The sequence below is a fragment of the Streptomyces sp. BF23-19 genome, from assembly GCF_041106355.1.
GTDB classification, from domain to species: Bacteria; Actinomycetota; Actinomycetes; order Streptomycetales; family Streptomycetaceae; genus Streptomyces; species Streptomyces virginiae_A.
Genome location: NZ_JBGBPT010000079.1, coordinates 1 through 21,286, shown reverse-complemented (window position 1 = coordinate 21,286; position 21,286 = coordinate 1). Strand labels below are relative to the sequence as shown.

At 70.3% G+C, this 21,286-nt stretch carries 19 protein-coding genes; 1 reads left to right on the top strand and 18 read right to left on the bottom strand.

All coding sequences use genetic code 11. The features are described from left to right. Position 1 precedes the first annotated feature (1 nt). Positions 2-577 (top strand): N-acetyltransferase family protein, encoded by a 576-nt coding sequence (locus tag AB8A24_RS33620; protein ID WP_369478396.1) that lies wholly within the window; start codon positions 2-4, stop codon positions 575-577. Positions 578-669: 92 nt separating this feature from the next. Here AB8A24_RS33620 and AB8A24_RS33615 read toward each other — a convergent pair whose 3' ends face one another. The 18 genes from AB8A24_RS33615 to AB8A24_RS33530 form a co-directional block, all read right to left on the bottom strand. Beyond that, positions 670-4,149, bottom strand: a complete 3,480-nt coding sequence (locus AB8A24_RS33615; protein WP_369478395.1) for a LysM peptidoglycan-binding domain-containing protein — start codon at positions 4,147-4,149, stop codon at positions 670-672. Positions 4,150-4,157: 8 nt separating this feature from the next. Further along, positions 4,158-4,616, bottom strand: a complete 459-nt coding sequence (locus AB8A24_RS33610) for a pilus assembly protein TadG-related protein (protein WP_331745694.1) — start codon at positions 4,614-4,616, stop codon at positions 4,158-4,160. Further along, complete coding sequence (locus AB8A24_RS33605; protein WP_331745692.1) at positions 4,613-5,056, bottom strand: TadE family protein; 444 nt, start codon at positions 5,054-5,056, stop codon at positions 4,613-4,615. The genes AB8A24_RS33610 and AB8A24_RS33605 overlap by 4 nt, the downstream gene beginning before the upstream one ends. Beyond that, positions 5,053-5,475 carry a TadE/TadG family type IV pilus assembly protein gene (locus tag AB8A24_RS33600; RefSeq protein WP_369478394.1) on the bottom strand — a complete coding sequence of 141 codons (423 nt, stop codon included), beginning with the start codon at positions 5,473-5,475 and terminating at the stop codon, positions 5,053-5,055. Before AB8A24_RS33600 ends, AB8A24_RS33605 begins: the two co-directional genes overlap by 4 nt. Positions 5,476-5,502: 27 nt before the next feature. Then, positions 5,503-5,688, bottom strand: coding sequence for a hypothetical protein (locus AB8A24_RS33595; protein WP_319732645.1), 186 nt, complete (start codon positions 5,686-5,688; stop codon positions 5,503-5,505). A gap of 18 nt (positions 5,689-5,706) precedes the next feature. After that, the gene (locus AB8A24_RS33590; RefSeq protein WP_369478393.1) at positions 5,707-6,597 is read right to left on the bottom strand and encodes a type II secretion system F family protein; all 891 of its coding nucleotides are present in this window, start codon (positions 6,595-6,597) and stop codon (positions 5,707-5,709) included. Beyond that, positions 6,594-7,514, bottom strand: a complete 921-nt coding sequence (locus tag AB8A24_RS33585; protein WP_369478392.1) for a type II secretion system F family protein — start codon at positions 7,512-7,514, stop codon at positions 6,594-6,596. Before AB8A24_RS33585 ends, AB8A24_RS33590 begins: the two co-directional genes overlap by 4 nt. 136 nt (positions 7,515-7,650) lie before the next feature. Beyond that, positions 7,651-9,216: an ATPase, T2SS/T4P/T4SS family gene (locus AB8A24_RS33580; protein WP_369478391.1), complete on the bottom strand. Its 1,566-nt coding sequence runs from the start codon at positions 9,214-9,216 to the stop codon at positions 7,651-7,653. Further along, positions 9,209-10,090, bottom strand: a complete 882-nt coding sequence (locus AB8A24_RS33575) for a MinD/ParA family protein (protein WP_369478390.1) — start codon at positions 10,088-10,090, stop codon at positions 9,209-9,211. The genes AB8A24_RS33580 and AB8A24_RS33575 overlap by 8 nt, the downstream gene beginning before the upstream one ends. Then, on the bottom strand, positions 10,087-10,779 hold the full coding sequence (locus tag AB8A24_RS33570; protein ID WP_369478389.1) for an SAF domain-containing protein: 693 nt from the start codon (positions 10,777-10,779) through the stop codon (positions 10,087-10,089). The genes AB8A24_RS33575 and AB8A24_RS33570 overlap by 4 nt, the downstream gene beginning before the upstream one ends. Positions 10,780-10,819: 40 nt before the next feature. Next, on the bottom strand, positions 10,820-11,080 hold the full coding sequence (locus tag AB8A24_RS33565) for a hypothetical protein (protein WP_369478388.1): 261 nt from the start codon (positions 11,078-11,080) through the stop codon (positions 10,820-10,822). Between the two features lie 581 nt (positions 11,081-11,661). Then, positions 11,662-12,048 (bottom strand): secreted protein/lipoprotein, encoded by a 387-nt coding sequence (locus AB8A24_RS33560; protein WP_369478387.1) that lies wholly within the window; start codon positions 12,046-12,048, stop codon positions 11,662-11,664. Between the two features lie 1,589 nt (positions 12,049-13,637). Continuing rightward, positions 13,638-14,033 carry a DUF6009 family protein gene (locus tag AB8A24_RS33555; protein ID WP_331745663.1) on the bottom strand — a complete coding sequence of 132 codons (396 nt, stop codon included), beginning with the start codon at positions 14,031-14,033 and terminating at the stop codon, positions 13,638-13,640. Positions 14,034-14,147: 114 nt separating this feature from the next. Then, complete coding sequence (locus tag AB8A24_RS33550; protein ID WP_369478386.1) at positions 14,148-15,713, bottom strand: phage/plasmid primase, P4 family; 1,566 nt, start codon at positions 15,711-15,713, stop codon at positions 14,148-14,150. Beyond that, positions 15,710-16,789, bottom strand: a complete 1,080-nt coding sequence (locus AB8A24_RS33545; protein WP_369478385.1) for a bifunctional DNA primase/polymerase — start codon at positions 16,787-16,789, stop codon at positions 15,710-15,712. Before AB8A24_RS33545 ends, AB8A24_RS33550 begins: the two co-directional genes overlap by 4 nt. A 606-nt stretch (positions 16,790-17,395) precedes the next feature. After that, positions 17,396-18,337, bottom strand: coding sequence for a replication-relaxation family protein (locus AB8A24_RS33540; protein ID WP_369478384.1), 942 nt, complete (start codon positions 18,335-18,337; stop codon positions 17,396-17,398). Between the two features lie 18 nt (positions 18,338-18,355). Continuing rightward, the gene (locus AB8A24_RS33535; RefSeq protein WP_369478383.1) at positions 18,356-20,515 is read right to left on the bottom strand and encodes an ATP/GTP-binding protein; all 2,160 of its coding nucleotides are present in this window, start codon (positions 20,513-20,515) and stop codon (positions 18,356-18,358) included. After that, positions 20,512-20,973 carry a hypothetical protein gene (locus AB8A24_RS33530; RefSeq protein WP_369478382.1) on the bottom strand — a complete coding sequence of 154 codons (462 nt, stop codon included), beginning with the start codon at positions 20,971-20,973 and terminating at the stop codon, positions 20,512-20,514. The genes AB8A24_RS33535 and AB8A24_RS33530 overlap by 4 nt, the downstream gene beginning before the upstream one ends. Positions 20,974-21,286: the final 313 nt, after the last annotated feature.

The following is a 21,286-nucleotide window of genomic DNA, read 5'->3' as shown; positions in this document are numbered from 1 at the left end:
GGTGACCACCCCCAGCACCAGCACCAGCACGGACACGGTGATCCGCACCTACGGCCCGGGCCAGGTCCCCGCCCTGCTCGACGTGGCCGCCGACATCTGGGCCGACGCCCACCCCGAACTCGTCAACAACCCCCAGGCTGAGACCGCCGGGCTGTCCGTTCCCGCGCTACGCCGCCAGATCACCGGCCACCTCCGCCACGAGGGCTTCACCCTGGTCATCGCCTACTCCGGAGGGACCCCCACCGGCATGGGCTACGCCTTCCCCTGCAGCGCCACGTACTGGTTCGGCCCCGACCTCCTTCCCGCCGTCCCCGAAGCCGCACGCACCGAACGGCTGATGGGACTGTGCGAGCTGGCCGTCCGCCGGCCGTGGCAGTCCCAGGGCATAGGCACCCGTATGCACCAGGCCCTCGTCACCGCCATCGCCCCGAAATGGGCCTCGCTGCTCGCTCTGCCCACCAACGACCGCGGCCGCCAGCTCTACACCCGCCTCGGCTACCAGTACGCCGGCCCCTACCGCAATACCCCCGACGGCCCCGAGTTCGACCTGCTGCTGCTCCATGTCGAGCCCGCCTGAGCCGACAGCGTTCACATCGCAGGGCCTCTGGGCATCCACCGTGCAAGCACAGCTGCAACCGGGACCGCGCTGGCCGACAGCTGTGTCGGCTGTCAGCGCCGGATGACCGGCTTCGGCAGCAGCGTGCTTAGCAGCTGGGCCGTCTCGGCCTCCATGTCCACTCCGCCGCCCAGGCCCTCGTTGATCCGGGCCAACCGCGCGGCGGCTTCACGGAGGGAGTCCACGTCTCCAGCGGCGTGGTGGGCCAGGAAGACCTGCCGGTGGAGGAGCTCGTTCTCCTCGGCGGCAAGGAGGCCCTGGTGCGCGGCCCAGAGCGCGCCGGCGTAGTCGGCGGCCTCCCGACGGCGGGTGGACAGCTCGTAGGCGACGTCGGCGACGGCCGAGACCATCTCCTGGACGGCCGGCTCGGCCCAGGCGTAGCGCTGGGGGTCGATGGCGGCGAAGGGGCGGCCACGGACGAGGGCGAGGGCTCGACGCAGGGCGAGGTCGCCGTCCTCGTCGTGGCGGGCGAGGCCGATTCGGGCGAGGTTCTGGAAGGTCCGCCAGTCGCAGGTGACGGCCTGGGCGAGGCGGTAGCGGCTGTCGCCGGTGTCCTGGACCCGCGGGAAGTAGGCCTGGCCGTCGGCGTCCTTGCCGAGCCAGGAGCGGGTGCGGCTGATGACGGCGTTGCGCATCTGCTTGTTGACCAGGCGGCCCGGCCACAAGGCGTCGTCGATGGCGTGGTGGTCGGCGCCGGGGTTGAGCGCGAGGTAGGAGACGAGTTCGACGGCGGCGCTCTGCCGGTTGGAGTCGATCCGGCCCGCGGCGCCCTCGATGACCACTCGACCGAGCAGGAGCACGGTCGGCGCGGTGGCTTCGGTGGCGTCGGCATCGTCAGCGGCGCGAGTCGGGGCGGGCACCGGGAGGGGGGCGGGGTCGGGGTTCTCGGTCTCAGGGCTCGCCTCGGCCGGGGCGGGTTTTTCCTTGGTCAGCTCCGGGGCGGCTTCGGGACCAACCGTTGCTGGGGCAGAGACGGGAGCGGCCGGGGGATGGAAGAGGTCAGCGATCGTGGGACCACCGGTGTCGTGCTCGGCCTGGCCGTCGGGTGCCTCGGCCGTGTGGGCTGCAGTCGGGACCGGTGTCTCGGTCTGGTGCGCGCTCTCCAGCTCCTCCCGCTCGATGTCGGCGTACTCGTCCGGCATCCCGTCCTCGTCGGCACCGGCCTCCGGCTGCGTCGCTTCGTCGTCGCCGGTCTCCTCGGCGTCGTCCGACGTATCTTCCTCGCCCGCGTGATCCTGGTCGTGCTCCGCCTCGTCCTCTTCCGCCTGCTCATCGGTGTCGAGGATGCCGTCCAGCCAGTCGTCGCGAGCGGGGACGTCTGTGTCGGCGGCGGCCAGGGTGAGCAGCTCGATCGCGTCGGCGAAGTGCTGGTCGGACAGGCCCTGGAGCTTGATGGGCAGGCCGGAGCCGGGCAGGACGATGGTCTCGTCCGGTCCCGCGCAGTGCAGGGTCCAGCCGTCCTCCGGGGCCAGGTCGGCGTTCTCGCCTGCCGTGACGACCGCGCCGGCGACCCGCGGCTGTGCCGTGATCAGGTCGAGCAGCGCGTCGGTCCGGGCTCCTTCGGGGAGCTCGGCGGCGAGGAGGATGTGGGGCGTCCAGGAGCCGCCGGCGTCTTCGTTGAGGCGGGCGGCACGGAGGGTGGGTGCGCCGAGTGCGGCCAGGGCGCGGCGTTGGTCGGCGGTGTGGCTGGTCAGTTCGGCGACCGCTGCGGCGAGGGTGTCGGTGCGGGCGACGCGTTCGGGTGCCGCGTCGTCGAGCCCGGGAGCGGTGTCGGCGAGCGCGGTGATCTCCAGATGGCCGGGCAGGGGTGTGCTGGCGAGCTCGACGGCGATGGCTTGCAGGACGTGGCGTGCGTGGTCGGCGTCGCCGTCCAGGTGGAGGACGCCGACGTACTCCAGGTCGACGAGGACCAGGCGGCCGGAGCCGTCCCAGCCCAGGGAGACCAGGGCCGGGTAGGGCGCGTCGGCTCCCTGGAGGGCGTCGTGTTCGGCGAGGTCGGGGCTGGAGGCCGGGCACGTCCACAGGTCGGTACGGCCAGCGCTGCCCGAGAAGGGCTTCATCGGGGGGACGTCGCCGTCGAGGTGGAGCTCGACCTTCTGCTCGTGCAGGACGACGGCGGTGACCACCGGCAGGTCGCGCTCCGCCGCGGCGAGGTTGAGTGCCAGCGTGCGCAGGGCGGCGTCGAGGAGATCGAAGCCAGAGGGATGCTGGGCTGCGCGCAGGCCCTGTTCGGTGGCGGCGGCGCTGCCGGTGGGCATGGGGATGCGGCGGCCGGGCCGGCGGCGGCGCTGCTGAAGGATGCGGCGGGTGGTGACGGTGCCGATGAGGGCGGCGGCCAGGGCGCCGGCTCCCATCCAGACGGCGGCGGGGGCCAGGGCCTCGTCGGTGTCCTGCAGTTGCTGGGCGGTGTCCGCCTTCTGGCCGTCCTGCGCGGGAGCGGGCGCGCTTGTCGTGGGCGCGGTAGCGGGGGCGGAGGCGGCGGGCGCAGGTGTGGCGGACTGCGAGGGCACGGGGGCGGGTGCCGCCGGTGTGGGGGTGTCCTTCGCCGTGTCCAGGGTGGGGGTCTTGGTGTCGGGGGCGGGCCGACTCTCGGGAGCGGGGGCCGGGGCGGTTGCGGTGGGGAGGGTGAGTTTCTGGCCGGGGACGATCAGGTCCGGGTTGTCGAAGGTCCCGCCGCCGGGCAGCGGCTTGCCCTTGTTGGCTTCGAAGATCTTCGGCCAGTCCTCGGGGTCGCCGTGCTCGTCGGCGATGCCCCACAGGTTCTCACCGGACTTGACGACATGATCAGCTTCGGCCGCAGCGGGCCTTTCGTCCGTAGGGGCGGTCTGCGCGGGCTGCTGCGCGGGCGCGGCCGTCTCCGGTGCGGCCTGGGCGGGTGCCGGAGCCGGGGCGGCCGGCTTGGCGATGTTGGCGTCGGCAGGGAGCCGAATCACTGTGCCCTTGGGCAGGAATTGGTCGCCGGCCGCGAGTTGCGGGACGCTCGGGTTGAGGGCGGCGATGTCCTTCCAACGCGGCCCGCTGCCGAGGTACTGCTCGGCCAGGTCCCAGGGGAGCTCTGAATCCCCGGTGACCGTGTGGGTGGGCCAGGCGTCCTGCTCCGCCGCGGCTGCCGCTTGGGCCGTCGCCGCGCTGCTGGTGCCTGCGGTCTGTACGGCGGTCGCCGCGACGGCCGTACCGGTGGTCGCGGCCGAGGCCGCGGTGGGGGCGAGGAGGACGAGGCCGCCGATGAGAAGGCCGGCGAAGCCCTGCATCCCGCCGAGGCCCTTGATCCGCTTCGCCTTGCGGCCGCGGAACAGGGCGACGATCTCGACTAGGGCGGAGAGGGTGAAGGCGGCCCAGCCGATCCAGCCGATGGTCGTGAGCACCGTGAAGAACAGCCGGCCGTCGTCCTGCTGGGTCAGGAGGTCCCATCCGCCGACGAAGTCGGTGGGCTGATACCCGACGGCCAGCAGGACGAGGGGGATGCCGGCGATGAGTGCGGCCAGGACGGCGAGGCCGAGCAGGGCGCGGAGCAGGCGTACGGGGGTGCTCATGGGACGGGTCAGCCTCCGGCTTGGGTGTGCAGTCGGGCGTGTGCCGTGCCGGACACGCTGATCGTCGACCTACCCACGAACTGCGCGAAGTAGGTGGTGTAGGTGTCGTGGACGGTGACTTCGAGGCGCTGGCCGCCGTCCGTGACGGTCACGGAGCCCGAGACGTTCTGGGCGGCGAGGTAGTCCTGGGCAGCGGCGACGGCGGCGTCCGGGTCCACCGTGATCTCGGTGCCCTGGACGGCCGCGGGAACGTTGAGCTGCTGGCCCGCCGCGCGAGCGGCCTCCTGCGCGAGCCCGGTGGCCTTGTTCGTCGCGTTGAGGGCGCCGCCGCCGTCGACCAGCAGCCCCATGATCATGATGATGCCGAGGGCGCTCAACGCGTAGAACGGCGACAGCGACCCCCGGTCGCCGCCGTGGCGGATCCGGTCCCGCAGAGCGGTGATGCGGCGGGTGAGGGCGGTGATCACTGGCGGCCCCTGTAGGAGTCGATCGGGCTGGTCCACGACGCTCGGAGCGTGCGTGAGCCGGGGAGCCCGGGCAGCCCGATCTCGCCGAGGGGCGCGGTGCAGGCGACGGTGACGCGGACGGTGGCTTCCTGGCCGAGGTCGAGGCCGTACCCGGAGGTATCCACCGAGACGCTGGAGGAGGCGCAGTGGATGCCCTCGCCGTTGAGGCTGCGGGTCGCGGCCGCCGATCCGGCGGCCTGCGCTGCGCCGGCTTCGCGTTCGAGGGAGGCGGCGCGGGCGGCCGCGCGGGCGGCGCCGTCCACGGCACCGGAGGCGTCGGTGACCCGGCCGAAGGCGATCATGAGCAGCATGAGGGCGATGATGGCCGGGGCGAGGATGACGGTCTCGACGGAGTAGCTTCCCCGGTCCTGACGCCAGTCGATGCGCCGGGCCCGCTTCACTGGGCCGCCACCCAACGCTCGACGGGAGCCTCGGCGCTCTGGACGACGTCCAGCTCGAAGCCGGGCACAAGGGTGGCGACGGTGCCGCGGACGGTGATGCGGATCTGTTCCGGGCCACTGCCGTCGGCGGAGACACTCGCGCCACGGACGCTGCCGTACTTCGCGAGGAGTTCCTGGCCCTGGGCGACGCCGTCGCCGGGCCCGGCGCCGAGCTGGCGGCCGGCCTCGACTCCCTGGGTGGCGGCGGAACGGGCGACGGAGCGGGCGTGGAAGTACATGCCGACCTGGATCGCGGCGAAGACCAGGAACAGCACCACGACGGCGAGGACGGCCAGCTCCACGCTGCCCGAGCCTCGATCGCCCTCGTCCCGCAGGCGTGCGCGTAGGCGCCGCCACCGGTTGCCGACCTGGTCTTTCACGCCACTTCCTTCCTGCTGGTGGGTGGTTCAGCCGCTGATGAGCGGGAGCTTGGCGTCGGTGAACGTCTTGATCGCGGCGACGACCGCGATCGCGATGGCGATCACGACTCCGGCGATGACGGCGAGCTCGGCCGAGGTCTGACCGGCGTCGCCGGCGTTCTTCAGGCGCTCCCAGCGGGCGGCGAGGACGGTGGTCAGGGCGCGGATGTGCATGGTGTTCTCCTTTGTGGATCAGCCGTTGAACATGGTGACGATGGGCGGAAGGATCACGAAGACGAGCATGAGGAGCACGGCGAAGGTCACCGGCAGCACCATGGAGGTCGATGCTTCGTTGGCTTGGGCTTTGGCGTCGGAGAGGATCGCGACGCGTAGCTGGCGGGCTTGGGCCTGGAGGGTGGTGTAGACGGCGGCGCCGTCGCCCGCGAGGGCGAGGGTGTCGGCGGGACGGGTCAGTTCGGGGATGTCGAGTTCCTCGCCGAGTTGCTTGAGGGCGTCCCAGACGGTGACGCCGGCGAGGTCGGCCTCGTAGAAGGCCTGCCGCATCCGTTCGAAGATCCAGCCGTCGCCGACGTCGGCCGTGTCGGTCAGGGCTTGGGCGGCGCCGGAGTTGGCGATGCGGGCCAGGGCGACGCGGTCGAGGTAGGAGGCGGCGGCGTGCCGGACGACGAGCCGGGCGGCCGCGGCCTCCTTCCTTACTTCCTGGCCGGGCCACAGCCAGAACAGGGCTCCCAGACCGAGGCCGGCGGCGGCGGGCATGACGAACGGGCGGCTCACCCCGAGCATGGACAGGAGCGCGCCTGCCAGCTGGGGCAGGACCAGCCCGTACAGCGCGAACAGGGCCCGCTTGCCCAGGTGCTCGGCGGGGCTGATCCTCAGGAGGTTGAGGTCCCGGACGGGCAGGGTGATCCGCTCGCCGAACGCGGCCAGGAGTCGGGTGCCGACCTTCTCGGGCAGGGACCCGGTGCTGGTGGCCGTGGCCTTGGGCCGGCGGGCGATGTGGTCGGCGTCGAGCCGGTCCAGGACGGAGGAGAGGTCGGGCCGGACCGGCCACAGGGCACGGATGGCCAGGCCGGTGAAGGCTCCGGCGGCTGCGGCGGGAAGAACCGCTTCCATGGGGATCATCGAGCGGCTCCCGTCGCGGTGGCCGGCTCGGCCTGGGGCAGGGGGTTGAGGAGGCGGGGGTCCGGCTTGGTGGCGGCGGCCCGGCGCAGCCAGGACAGTGTCCAGGCGAAGAGCCCGCCGAGGACGGCGAGGGCGATCTGCCCCATGCCGCTCTGGTACCAGGCGGACCAGGCCTCGTTGAGCATGCATCCGACGAAGACCACGCAGATCACGATCGAGACGATCCTGCTGGATTTGCGGATCTTGGCGCGGTCGGACTCGATGTCGCGGGCGTCGGCGGCCTGCTGGTGGATCGTCACCGCGAGGGCCTCCAGCGCCGAGCTCAGGCCGGGGCCCATGTTCGCCGCGTGGGACTGGAAGAGCAGCGCGACGTGGTCCACGACCCCGTCGCCGAGCTCGTCGGCGAACAGGGCGAAGGCCTGCTTGGCGTCCATGCCGGAGCGCAGCCGCTCGTCGAGCGCGCGGACGTTGGCGGCGATGGGTGCGGGGGCGTTGCGTGCGCTGGCGCGGATGGTCTGGACGAGGCTGATGCCGGCGGTGTGGATGCCGGCCAGGCCGTTGAGCCACTGCCCGATCGCCTCCAGGCGGTCGATGCGCTTCTCGGCCGCTGTGCCGGGGTTGAGGAGGAAGGGGAAGCCCAGGACTGCGGCGCCGGCGAGGACCCCGTGGACGGGCCACCCGGTCCAGGCCCACACCGCGAGCACGGTGATGCCGGCGGTGGTGACCAGGGCGCGCCAGCGGCGCTGCCAGGCCTCGGGCAGGCCCGCCTTCGCCGTGCGGATCCTGCCGGCGCGGCGGGGGGCGGGCTTCGCGGGGTCCACGACGCGGCCGCGCCACTCGCGTACGGCGACGAGACCGGCGAGGACCGTGGCGAGGGCGCACAGCGCGGCTACGAGGGTGAGCTGCGAGGAGTTCACCGGGCCTCCCGGGTCGGTTCGGTCGTCGGCTGTGAAGCCACCAGAGGAGCAGGCCGTCGAGAACTACGGCCGCGCCAGTGATCGCGGCGGCGATGCAGGCCATTTCGCGGGCCAAGGCCCGCGTTCGTCAGGTCGGTCACCGGGGCTTCACCACCTGGAGGGGAGGGCCCCAGGCGCCCTCGGGGTTCTGGGTCAGCCATCGGCGGTCGAAGGTGCCGGTGCGCTCCAGGACGTCTATGAACGACGGCATGTTGCGGTACACCGCGCGGGGTTCGTCGCCGTGGGGCGCGAAGATCTCGCTGGTGGTGGGGCGGCCGCCCTCGCCGACGACGTCGTGGACCTCGTAGATGTTGCTCACGAAGCGGTGCTTACGGCCCCCGATGGCGGTTTCGTCGAGGTAGGTGAGGTAGACGACCACGTCGATCGCGGAGGCGATCAGGTGGTTCGCGGCTTCGGTTTGCATGCCGGCCTCGGTGCACAGCTGTACGAGGCGGGAGATGATCGCGTGCGGGCGCCGGACGTGCAGGGTGCACATCGAGCCGGAACCACCCGCGGACATCGCCTGGAGCATGGGTAGGACCTCGGTGGAGCGGACCTCGCCGACGATCACCCGGTTGACGTTGTAGCGGAGCGCGGTGGGGAACATGTCGCCGATGGTCACTTCGCCCGAGGCACTGCCGCCGCGGACCTCGCCGTTGGACTGGCGGGCCTCGAAAGCGAAGGTGAGCGGGCCCGGCTTGCCTTCTGGGCCGGGCTCGTCGAGGTAGAGCTCCCGGTCCGACTCCAGGGTGGCGATGCGCTCCCCCGGCGGGATCTCCCGTCCCAGGGCGCGCAGCAGGGAGGTCTTGCCCGCTCCCATGTCGCCGACGACCAGGATGTTGAGCTTCGCCTGGACGCAGGCCAGGAGGAAGGCGCGCAGCAGTGGGTTGAGGGAGCCCCAGCGGACGAGTTCGTCGATGCCGTGCTGGCGGATGCGGTGCTTTCGGATGACGACCGACGGGCGGGTGGTGAGCAGGCTCGCGGTGACGCGGGACCCGTCGGGCATGCGGAAGCCCACGTTCGGGGTGGCCTGGGTCAGGGCGCGCTCGCCGTGGCCGGACAGGCCGGCCATGCGGTTGACCCAGGTGGTCAGCTCCTCGTGCGAGTCGGCGACCCGCTCGATGGTGCGGCGGGGCCGGTCGTAGTACTCGATGTGCGCGCGGAGCCCGTCGACCATGACGTCCTCGACGCCTTCTTCGTCGAGCAGGCCCTGGAGGCGGCCGCCACGGAACATCGCGTCGAACACGGCCGCTCCGACGGCGTGTTCTTCGGCCGCCGAGAGGGCTGTGTTGCCGTGCGCGTACTTCGAGGCCCACCGCGCGACGGCCTTCGTCACCATCGAGCGGGCCTGGGCCCGGCGGTCGTCCTCTTCGAGCAGGCGGCTGGGATCGTGCGCGGACAGCTCGGCGGACACCTCGGCCTGGAGCGCCTCGATGACCTCCCAGCCGACCGGCAGCTGCCCGGGCAGCCCGGCCAGCTTCGGTACGGCGCCCGGACTCGCGGCCGTCGCCGGGCGGCTGGGAGCCGGCAGAGCGGGCACCTGTACGGGCGCGGCCGCGGGCTGGGGGATCCGGGCCGTGCTGATGCGGCCGGCGAGCAGTCCGGCGATGTCGGCGGGGCCGTGCGCGGCCTGGCCGTCGGGGCGCTGTTGGGTGTCAGACACGGGGGTCCACCCGTCCGTGACCCAGGCGCTGGAGCACCCCGGCCAGTTGCGGGGCGGCCGGTGCCGGCAGGGCGGGTGGGTACTGCTGGTGCAGCGCGCGGCGGGAGGCGGCCGCCTGCAGGTGGCCGAGGGCTGTGCGGGCCGAGTTCAGCAGCGCCGACTTCTTCAGCTTCCGCGGGGCTGCAGCGGTGCCGGCGAGGTAGGCGGCGGTGTCCGGCTCCCAGGGCAGTGCGGCCATGACCGGCAGGCCGAGCGCTTCGGAAACCTCATGGGCGCGGCGGGGGCCGTCCTCGATAAGGAGGACGCCCAGCGCGTTCGGGCCGGTGCCGCGGTCGGTGAGCTCGGTGCGCAGCGGTTCGGTCATGTGCCGGGCGAGGGTGAGGGACTGGTCGGTGGCACGCACGACGAGCAGGACCAGGTCGGCACCGTGCAGCAGCGGCGCGGGGGTGAGGGTGGGGTGGAGGTGGCCGGACTCCAGGGCCAGACGGCCGGCGTCGATGACAATGTCGTATCCGCCCTCGTCCGACAGCACCCGCATGACCTGGGCCAGGGCGGGCCAGGTGCGCGCCAGGGCCGGGGCCTGGGCGGGGTCGGTCAGGCCGGGCAGGACCTGACGGTGGCCGGACTCGTCGAGGCCGACAAGGTGACTCGCGAAAGCCTGCGCGAGCGCGTCCTCACCGGCGCGCTCGGCGACGGCGAGGTGGTAGAGGCCGGTCCCGGCCGTGATCTGGGCCTGGAACAACCCGGCCCTTATGGTGCCTCCGGCCGGGTCACACTCGGCCAACAATGAGGGACGCGTGGAGGACAGGGTCATCGCGAGGGCGCTGGTGGTCACCCCGCAGGACTTCGCGCTGACCAGCGCAGTGACCGTCACGATCCGCTCCGCACGTCGCGGACCAGGGCGATCCGTCCGGAGGAGGCGCGGGTGGCCAGCAGCGGCCCGTCCGAGGACGCGACCGCCAGGTTGACGACGACGGCGCCGGACGCGTCGGGCCGGCTGACGGAGACCACGACCGCCTTGACCGACGTGGGCGGCGCCTCGGCGCCGTCCTTACCGGTGGGCTGCTCGCCCTGACCGGGAACCGTAACGGCGAGAACCTTGTCGCCGGGCACAAGGGAGCCGGCAGGGGCCTGGCCGCGCTTGACCTGCACGCCGACCTGCTGCTTGTCGTCACCCAGGCCTGTGCCGGGCTGGAGCTGGCCGGCGACGAGCAGGCTGCCCTTGCGCAGGTCGACGGCGGGGCGCTTGCCCACGACGCTCGCGCGGTCGGTGGCGGGCATCGGGGTCAGGGCTCCGTCGGCGGACACCTCCGCGACGACGACGTCCTCCTCTGTCAGCGGCTGGCCAGCCGGGACGTCGTTCGCGATGGCCAGCACCTTCGTGCGGTCGCCGACGGCGGACACGGCGGCGGCCGCGCCGAGGGCGGCCGCGACGGCCAGCACGGTGCTCAAGGCGGCCGCGGCGTACCGGCGCTGCTTCTTCACCGGAGCCGTGGTGGTGATGGGGAGTTCGGTGCGCGGGCCGGCCGGGCGCGGCACCGGCGGGGCGGCGGGGGATTCCATTCGGGTACTGCCTCTCAGGGAAGTGCAAGCAGTGCGCGTACTAGTTGAGGACCTGGACCTCGACGACGTTGATGTCCACAGAACTGGTACGGACCGCTGTGAGCTGGCCGGTCTGGCCGCCGCCGGTCACCTGCCAGTCGATCGACCAGGTCGAGGTCGCTGTGACGTGGTACTGACCGGAGCCGGTGGTGGACGATGGCCTGTCGTAGCGGTGGCCACAGTCCGGGGAGGGAGCCTTGCCGTACTCCGCCTTGTATGCGGTCCCGGGCGTGGTGCAAGTGACGGTGTGTCCGTCGCCCATGCTCCACACGATCTGCGACACCCGGGCAGTGGCAGTGACCGAGACCGGCCCGGCCGACGCTGAAGCCACGTTGGGGCCGTATGTCTCCGGTCCGGTGGCAGTCCACATGTAGACCGGCATCCCAACCACACCTTTGCCACCCGGTTTCGGCGTGATGCCGATCTGGGGGCCCCGGAGGAGCATCCGGTCCACCGCCTGCTGCGCGAGAACAGCCGGATCGACGGTTGCCGTCGGCGCTGTCGCTGCCCAGAACGTACGGGAGATCGTGGCCCCCATACCGCAGGTCACGTAGACGGCTCCGTCTCCCGGCGCATGCCCCTCCCACAAATCACTTCCTGCCGGAGGCTGCGGCTCCACCAGCCTTGGCGCGCACAGCGGGTCAGGATCAGTTGCGGTGCCCCCACCCCCGCCTCCGCCAGAGCCGCCGCCTGCCGTTCCGCCGCCAGGAGGGGGAGGTGGGTTCGTATCAGCCCCCACGCAGACCCACTGGCTGAGGTCGTGGCATCCGTTATCGGCGGCGGCCGAGGATACGAGGCCCAGCGAGAGGACGATTGCGGCGACCAGCACTGCTGTGACGCGGCTCAACACGGTCGGCCGGTTTGCGGCTCGTCGGTCAGCACCTTCCACCCGTCTGGCCACTTCTCCAGGGTGGTGAGAGCGACGAACCGCGTGAGGCGCTCACTCGGAAGCGCAGCCGGCTGCCCGCTCTGCCGGTCCACCGGAATCCACTTCGTGACGTCGATGCAGCTCGACAGGGTGACGGATGGGACCTCGCGGTCCAGGTCCGCCTTGGTGACGGTTGAGGTGCTGATGCCTACTTCTCCGGTGAAGGCACGGCCAGCCTTCGCGATCTTCTGGACCTCCGCCTCCGGCCTGGCCAGAGCAGCTCCAGCAGCGAACTTCTTGATGTCCGTGCCTTCGACCCGGCCTGTTGCGTAGCTCTTCTCCATCTCGTCCCAGTACTTCACGTACGTCGCGATGGCCTCGGCCTTGGCTACTTCTGTAGGGTCGGTCGGCTTATCGGACGAGGGGGAAGCCGCCGAAGCGCTGGGAGAGGGGACTGAAGTCTGTTTGGCATCCTGCGGAGGGCCGGCAGTGCTGCAGGCCGAGATGAAGCCTGCACATAGAGCCAGGAATACCGGAACCCCTCGGCTGCTGAACCGTCCGAGCTGGAGTCGTGCCATGGGTACCGCTGCCTCCCCGTAGACCAGAAAGTCATCACGTCCGGTACAGACCTTTGAGGCCTGTTTTCCGGTGGCGTGAACCACAACCGTTACAAGCGACCGGACTGTTCCCATACGTTACGCAAAGGCGGCCAACACCGAAAGCCATTAGCGCAGTTCACGGCCACCTGCGGCCGGCACAAAACGGACGTTTCCCTATCCTCGCGGGACCTGGTCGGAATTCAGTCCGATGGGCGAGGCGCTTACCAATGGAACGCCACGCCCCACCCCTTCTCGACAGCTGAGAACGTCGATTCGTCTCCCCTTCCGACACCCTGCCCCTAATGGCTGAAAATAGAACAGGAATGGCCGGAAATTCACGCAACTTCTGCTGAATGTCGAGTGGCGCAGCGAGGCGAATAAGACCAACGTCGTGTCGGATCAGTGAGCGTCCCAAGCCGCGGCAATAGGTGACATAAGACGGGGGCGCCGCAGAAGACGTAACTGAGACGTAGCTGGTTCGCGAGTGAGGGGATGGCCTTCGGCGTAGGCGTCCATCGCGAGGAGTCGGTCGCCCCAGCGGGCGGTGGCGGCGTTCGCCGCGGCGCCAGGGGTGCCAACACGGAGCTGTCGCCCTGGGGTGGTGCGCCGTTTCCGCCGAACTGAACAGAGCCGCCCAAGCACGACCCTTGGCTGGGAGCACCCCTGCCGCGCGTCTGCATGAGCCGATAGCTGATCTGAGCTGATCTTCGACTATCTGGGATCGTCGGTTTCCCAGGGATGGACGAAGAGGTTGGGCTGGATTCCCCATAGGTTGAGCGCGGTGTTCAGCTCACACTCGTCCGGAGCGTCGGCGGACTCGATGAGGGCTGCGCCGAGGTCGTAGTCGAAGCCGTCCAGATGCTCGGGGTCGTACTCCCCCTGCTCCAGCCGATAGCTCCGGTCAACGTCGCTGCGGACACATCCCTCGTCCCAGCCTGGACATCCGGCTGGCTCTGCGCGGGGCGGGTGTCCACGAATGTGTGGCGATCCGGTCGCAGTGCCGGGACTTCCGCAACCAGCCTCCTGCCAAGTCTGAGTGCGGTCAGTTTGTCCGTCGGTCAGTCCGATCCCTCTTGCATTGGGCTCATTCGTGTTCCTGCCCGTGGAGCGTTCAGGAGCGGGGGCCCAGGCGGGACTTCTGTGAGTTACTCAACCCCGGGCGACAACGCAGCAGTGGCTCCGCCGGGAACTCCCGCGAGAGCGGCTTGGAGATCCACCGTGCAGCGGCTCCCCCACCCCGCTACGAGAGAGCACCACACCGCGCCGCAGCACCTGCAATCTCGCCGCCGTGCGAATGATGCGTTGCGGTGCTCACCGTGGCCTCGAGGCGCCTTGGCAGGTGTCCGCCCGCCCTACACCGTCCTTTGTCCCGTGCCGGCTATCGCCGCATCGGGGCCTCCCTGCGAGCGGGGAGTCTTCTCCCCTACTCGGCGTGGCTCGATGGTGCGGGGGTCAACAGCTTCACCGGGGGCGCCTTCCTGGTAGAGCCCGTCGGGTTCTGTGTCACGGTCGTGTGGGAGCAGGAAGAAGACGCGGCGGAGCTGGAGTCCGCTGTCGGGGTCGGCTTCGGCGTGTTCGTCGAGTTCGCTGTAGCCGACCATGCGGCCGTCGCGGGCATAGCGCGGCTTGCCGCGGCGTCGGGCGGTCTTGTCAAGTGCTTGGCGCACGTAGTCGAGATCGTCGGGGCTCTCCAGCCACACCACAGTGCTTTCGTGGAGGAGGTCGCTCTCCTTCAGCAGCGAGCTCATGGCTGCAGCCCCTTTTCGTTGTCGTTGGCCGGGTGGGTGCGACGGGGTAGGTCCCGTGTCGGGGCACCGGGTCCATCGTAGAGATGTGCGGTGTGCGTGCGAAGGGCGTGTGGACTAGACATCTGCGGGCTCGGATTCGTCTTCGGCCAGGAGAGCCAGTCCGGGGTAGTACTTCTTACCGCTCGACTTCATCATGTCGGCCGGCGAGGCGAGAGAAAGCTCCTGCCGCACTCGGGTGGCGAAGGCACGCGCGGTCGCCGGGCGGATCCCCTCGCCTGTGCTGCACCAGCTGCTGTAGGCGGCATAGAGCAAGCCTTGTTCCACCTTGAGGTCACCTGTGCCACGGTCGCTGCTGCGGCCGATTGTGCCGTCGGTGACGCAGCATTCGGTGAGGAAGCGGCCGATGTGGTCTTCGGTAGTCGCGTACGCCTGGGTTGCGGTGCGGACGGACGCAGGACCAGTCAGAGGGTCGCGGGTTGCGAGGTAGCGCTGGGCCCCCTCGATGAGCCAGTGCAGGATGCCGGGGCCTTCGCTCTGGACGAGCTCTTTGGCAAGGTTGTCGATCTTGCGCGCCGCGGGGACTACCCGTTCGAAGGGGATGAGGCGGATGCGGCGCCAGAAGGCGTGTCCCCCCGTGCCGACTTCGGGACGGTGGTTGCCGAGCAGCCAGAGCTTGTGGGTGGGGTTGAAGCTGAAGAAGTCCTGTCGCATGCGGCGGGCCATGATGCGGTCGCCGCCGGTCAGGAGCTTCACCCGGGACTCGTCGAATTTGTCGTTGGGCTTGAGCTCGCTGCACACCACGATGCGTCGGCCGTGGAGCTCGGTGAGCTCGGTGGAGTGCTCAGAGAACTTTCCCTTCTCCATCAGGAAGCCAGGCGGGGCCGCCTGGGCGTAGTCGCCCAGGATCTGCGTCATGACGTCGAGGAGGACCGACTTGCCATTGGCGCCGGTTCCGTAGAGAAACGGCAGGACCTGCGCGCCGACGTCTCCGGTGATGGAGTAGCCAAGGAGGAGGTGGAGGAACTGGATGGTCTCCAGCCCTTTGGCGTCGTCTCCGAAGGTGTCGTGCATGAAGCGGTGCCAGCGGGGGGTGGGCATGGCTTCCGGCGCAACGCTCGTGGCGCGGGAGTGCATGTCTCGTTCGGGGTCCGGCTTTCGAAGAAGGCCAGAATGCAGGTCGACGACACCGCCCGGAGTGCACAGCGCGTACGGGTCGCCATCCAAGACGTCTGGGTCGAGAGCCAGCGCAGGCGAGGCTTTGGCCTGGGTGAGCATCGCCTTGATACCGGGAGTGGACATCGACCGTCGTCGGTGCGCGGCCAGGTCTCTGTCGCTGAAGAGGCCCGCAGGGTCGGTGGAGGACATCTGCTCGGCCATGTCTCCGGCCGCCCATACGGCCGACTTCTCGCCTCCTGTTCGCTTCCATCGGTACTGATTCCAGTGGTACCAGCCGAGGCCCTCGACGTGACGGAACTGGTCTCCGTACATCACAGCGAAGAGCTTGGCATTGCCTCGGTCGGTGAGGAGGGCCGGCAGCTGTCCGACGGGCCGGATCGGCTCGTGCACCGAGGCAGTGCGCTGTTGAGCGGGCAGGTTCGCCGGCCCTTGCGGGTCCTGGAAGTCGAGCATCTGCTGGGCGGCGGCTGTGGCGTCAAAACGCGTGCCGTCGGCGCTGCTCATGGGCGTCCTTTGAGGTGAAGCGGCCGGCTCTGACCGGCGGACAGGGCAGAGGTGATGACGGCATGGCTGCGGTGGCTCTGGTGAGGGCGTGCGGCATCAGCGGCTGACGTCAGGAGTTCGCGGGCTCTGGAGTCGGTGAGGTGTCCGGAGGCGACTAGGCCGCCTGCGGTGTAAGCGGCTCGGTTCAGCTTCTCGGTGAAGCTGGCTCCGTGCGTCACGGCGGCGCAGTTCTCCACCTCGGCCAGCAACGGGTCCAGCAGACGGTGGGCGGCTGTGCTGTCGGTTTTCGTCGCGTGACGTGGTGCTGGCAGCGCGGGGTGGGTGGTCATCTCGGCTACCACGTGTCCTGTTCGCTCCAGCTCTGCGGCAAGCCAGTCCGGGAGCGGGGCAGGAAGTCGGGCTGATCCGACTGGGACGTACGTGCCCGCGGGCGTCCGCGTGGCCGGGGCGACGATGTAGCCACCGGTGGCTCGGATGTCGACTTGCCATGCGAGAGCCACTCTCGGGCTTGAACCTGTCGACGAGCGGTAGCGGATTCCGGACGGTGGGATCTGGTACCAGATGTGGAGGCCGCCCGAAGGGGTTCTCACTCGCAGGGTCGTTTCGTCCTCCGCCGGGTTCGGCTGTTTCCGGAAGGCGGCAAGCAGGGCCAGTGTGTCGAACCCAGAGGCCAGGCCTGCCAGGTTGACACGCTCATGGATCGCGATGCCCGGCAGAAGCCGCGTTCGGTCGGGGACTTCTGCGCTGTGCGCGTCAACGTCGAGCACCACGAGTCCCGCCGGGCCGCACGAGACCCCGACTCCGGAAGCCGGCTGGGCGCCCCACCAAGTAGCCAGCCTGGCTGCCTCGGTGGTCGCTGCGTGAAAGCCGTGGCACCACTTGCCGCTTGCGATGCAAGCGCAACCTTTCGAAGGGTGAGCCGCAGAGCGACAGCTGTCGCAGTTGGCCGCGGGTGTCTTCCGCCCGGGCGCAAGAGGATGCACAGGCCAGCCCTGTGAGGCGCACCAGAGAGCGACATCGAAGGGACTGACACTCTCCACTGGCGCTGTTCTTCTGGTCTCACCCTGGCGCGGCACGCAGATCGTCCTTGTCGAAGGGGCTCTAGAGTTGGTTCAGTCCCTTGGTAAAAGACCTGGTCAGGCGACCAGATCCCAGCTGCAAGGGACTGAAGGGACTGAGTTTCCCAATGAGAGCCAGAGCCTACCTCAGGGGTTTGGTCTTCCGTTGCCGTCGCATCAGTTCTTCAGTCCCTTCAGTCCCTTGCAGGCCTGCACCAGGAAGGGCTAGGCGTGGAGCCCGTGAACATGTCCCTCCCTGCGGCCCGGGCGTGTCGGGCGGACGAGGGGCCCGGTTCGGTCCCTCGCAGGGACCGAAGAAGTTCAGTCCCTCTTCGGTCCCTCCCATAAAAGACGAGGTCAGACGGGGTCTGCCTCATCGCTGAGGGACTGAAGGGACTCAAAAGTACTAGTTATGAGCTGCCCAGTGTCGTGTGTTGTGTCTACGCGCGGGCACATACACACACACGCATGTAGAGGGAACTGGCTTTTTCGGTCCCTTCGGTCCCTTCAGTCCCCCCGTAACTCCACACACACCCTTCTGACCTGCGGATTCAGCGTCCGCCCTCGGAGGGACTGAAACAGCGAGGAGAGAGATCCCTGGATCCGCAGGTCCCTCCCGCGTTCTCATGCAGCAGCCGATAGCGCTGTCCGCAACCACGCGCCGACAGGGTCGGCGGTCCCGAGAATTGGCGTGAAGATCGACTCGAACGGCCCGCAGTCGCGCAGCTGTCCGAGAGTGGTGACGCCAGCCCGCAGCGGGGTGGCGGCGAGTGCGGGGTCACTGGCAGCGAGGCTGCGCAGGTCGGCGATCCGGCGGGCGAGGCGGTCCTCGGAGGCTCCCGTCAGTACGAGCAGGAGCCGGGGAAATGCTGGGTACCGGTAGCGCCAGGCGGGCATCGCGGCCTGGCGCCGGGGGCCGCGTTTGCCCTTGGCCGTCTGGGGCTGGGGCGCGTACTCGTGGTAGGCGGCGTACGCGTGCAGTTTCCGGGCGAGGCGGGCGATCGTCATCTGGGTGCGGTCGACCTCCACGAAGAACGTGAGCAGGGTGCGCTGCTTGGCCGCGGTGTGGACGTAGTTGAGGACGGCGTCCGGGACGAGGCACAGCTCCTCCCCCGGTCGGGCGTCGTCGCGGTAGTAGTGGGCGATCTCGGGCGACCAGTCCAGGGGGCCGCACTCGTGGCCGAGGCGGCGCGCGTGCTCGACGAAGGCCGCTCCGGCTTCGACGACCGCGAGGGTGTGCTCCTGGAGCGGGCCGAGCGCGGCTTCCGGGCTCATCCGGTATGCGCGGGGCTGGAGCAGTCCGACTGCTTCGACGGCCTGGGCTCCCTTCTCGGTCAGCCACCAGAGCAGTTCGGTCTGGCCGGTGCTGCGCCGTCCTACGGCCTCGGCGAAGCCAGCCTGGCGGAGCGTGTGGAGCTGGCGGCGCAGGTACTCGGTTCGGGTGTGGTGCGGGGTGACGAGCCGGTGGAGCTGGCGTGTGGAGACCAGGCGGTGCTGGTAGAGGACCTGGGCGGCCTGCTGGGCGACCTGGCCCAGCCCGGTGGGGGCGGAGTGCGGGTAGGGCACGGGGGTGCTCGCCTTCTTCTAGTCGATGACGCTGGTGGGGTCGCCGGCGCTCGGGCCGCCAGGGCGCCGGCCGGTGTGGTGGCCGAGGACGACGGCGTCGAGCTCTTCCAGGTCGGCCAGGATGTCGCCGAGCGGGCGGCGGTTGAGGTTGCTGTCGATCGCCTGGTCGAGGTCGGGGACGCCGGCCGGGTTGTCGTAGTGCGCGAAGACCTCGTCCACGGGCAGGCCGCGGACCCGGAAGGGCGTGGTCCTGGCGCCGTTGAGGTTCACGGACATCACGTAGTGGAACTTCGGCAGTTCAGTGATCGTCTCCGGGGACACATGGCCGTTCCAGCGCTTCGCGACGAAGGCGGCCTCGTCGTAGTCCGCGGCGCACGTCGACAGCCAGCTCTGGTTCTGCAGCAGGGCCTGGCGGGTGATGGCGGAGAGGCGCAGCGCCATCTGCGTCATGCCGATGAAGCGGACCTCATATTTGCGCAGCTGCTCGGCGATGGCGGCGAGGAACCCCTTGCTGGAGGAGTCGAGCGCGGTGAGCTCGTCGCCCCAGGCCCAAAAGGTCTTCCGCTGCTCGCGCGGGGTGTCCTGCCGAGAGAGGCCCGCGCGGTGCAGGTCGTGGATGAGGAGGCAACTGACCAGGGCGTCGCTCTCGCTGCCGGACGGGCAGACGAAGACGACCTTGCCGGTGTCCATGGCGTGCCGGACGTCGTACGCGGACCGCGGGCTGCCGAAGAACCCCTGGAGGGACTGGCTGGTGTCGAGGCGGTCGATGGCGTAGGTGACGGTCGGCACCGCGTCCGGGCCCAGCTTGGGGAACGTGGTCTCCCAGTACGCGCGGACACGGTCCGGCAGCTTGCGCAGGAGCCCCTCGCGCCAGTCCTCCTCGGTGAGCCAGGTGCGCAGCTGGAAGAGCGTGCACTGCGCCTCGGGGTGGCCGGCCTGGACGGCCTGGAGGTTGAGCAGGGCCAGCGCCTGCGAGGCACGCGCCAGGATGGTCCGTGCGCGGGGGGCGTTGTCGCCCCAGTCCTGCGCCGCGGCGATGCCCTCGGTGACGGAGCGGACGATGTCCTGGACGTCGGATAGGGTGCGGCCTTCCATCGACAGGGGGTTCCAGGAGACGACGGGCTGGTCCGGGGAGGCTTTGGCAAGGTTGATCTCCCAGAGCCTGTCGAGAATCTCCGGGTGCGCGAGGTATGGCTTCGCGCGCGCCCAGCCCTCGCCGTGTGGGTCGAGGAACCAGCAGCCGTAGCCAGAGTGCGCCATCGCGATGCACTGGACCAACGCCTCTTCCGTCTTGCCGTGGCCAGCCTTGCCGAGCTGGAGGCCGAAGAGCAGGTCCTGTACCCGGGCGGCGGCGATCCGCTCTCGGCCGTCGGGGTAGACCACGGCGCCGAGCGGGATCAGGTCTCGCTGCCCGGTGTAGACGGGGAGGTCGGCCGGGGCCAGCGGGACCAGGCCGCCAGTGCGGACCACGCTGGAGGCGGTGCACTTCACCGTCGGCGGCTTGAGCCAGCCGGCCAGCTCGGGCACCGTCAGCCACTGCCGACGATGCGGGGCGAACTCCCCACTCGCGAATCGGCGCTCGAACTTGCCGATGGACCATCGGCGGGGCCGGTGGGCCTTGAGGTAGTTCTCCCCCGAGGTCATCGACAGCGCGGCGATCAGCTGGTGCATCCGGGCCAGGGCCAGCTGCGGGTGGGCGGCCTCGGTGCGCAGCAGGATCTGCACGGCGAACACGGCGCCCGCGCTTGGTTCGAGCTTGCCGACGCCGTCGCGCAGGTCGGTCTGCCGCGGGATCCGCTCGGAGCGGTTGGACGCGCCGGCCCCGCCGGACCAGGCGGACGTCGCCGCCCCCCAGAAGCCCCCTCCGCCGAGGCCGCCGGTCAGGCGCTCGCCGTACGCGGACGGGCCCCGGCGGGCGGCCCGGGCCATCAGGCGGCGCCGGCGGCGGGCCAGGCGTCGCTCGGAGACCGGGACCAGGTCGAAGGCCACCTCGGCCCTCTCCCCGTCCTCGGTGCGCACGGAAGCCATGGCCGCGGCCAGCTGCTGGAGTGGGTCGGGGCTCAGACCGAGGGAGGCCAGGGCCTTGTAGTCGGGCAGGCCCAGGACGAGCTCGGCGCGCTGCACGTACCGGCGCGCGCTCGCCAGCGCTGGCTTGGCGAGGGAGATGACGGCGGTCACGGCGTTCCTCCCCGGCTGTTGAAGCGGACGGGCCGGATGTCGGCCTGGCCGTGCTGGGTACGGACCTCGACCTCGGCGAAGCCGGGCATGTTCAGGATCGCGGCCGAGGTGGCCGGGCCTTCGATGTAGCAGCGCATCCTTCCTTCCACGGCGGTGTACCGCAGGCGCACCGCGGATCCGCGGGCCGGGACACCGTTGGCGGCGTAGTGCACGCGCCCGAGCTGGCGGGCCCACCGGCCGACTTCGCCTTCACCGGGGTCGAACGTGGCGGTCGGGATCACCTCGACCTGGACCCGGTCGGCGAGCGCTTCCCGGACGAGCGAAGCGCGCCGGATCGTCCACCACACCCAGACCACCGCCCCAACAACGCCGAGGGCGACGAGGTACGGCGCGGCCGCGCTCAGGACGGCCTGGAGCTCGGCAAGCAACTCGTCGACCGGCAGGTCTGGGAGGCTCATGTCGGCCGGACCGAGGTCGGCCGGGACGGGGCGGTGTGGTGCACGGTTCCTCCAGGAGGTGGGAAGAAGCCCTTCACCTGGACCAAGTACGAGAAGGCGCCCCGTTCAGACTTCCGGCCCGAATGCTTTGCGATCCCTTTGCGACCGAAGCTGGATGCGAAGGCTCGTCTGTCCGTTGTCATCCAACCAAGGCGTCTTGACAGCGAACACAGTTGTTGCGGCTTCCTGGCCAGCGAACCTAGTGACCTGGTTTGGAGATCCTGTCGCAGTAGCGGCAGATGCGGTCGAGGATCTGGTCGGCGGTCTTGGTCCA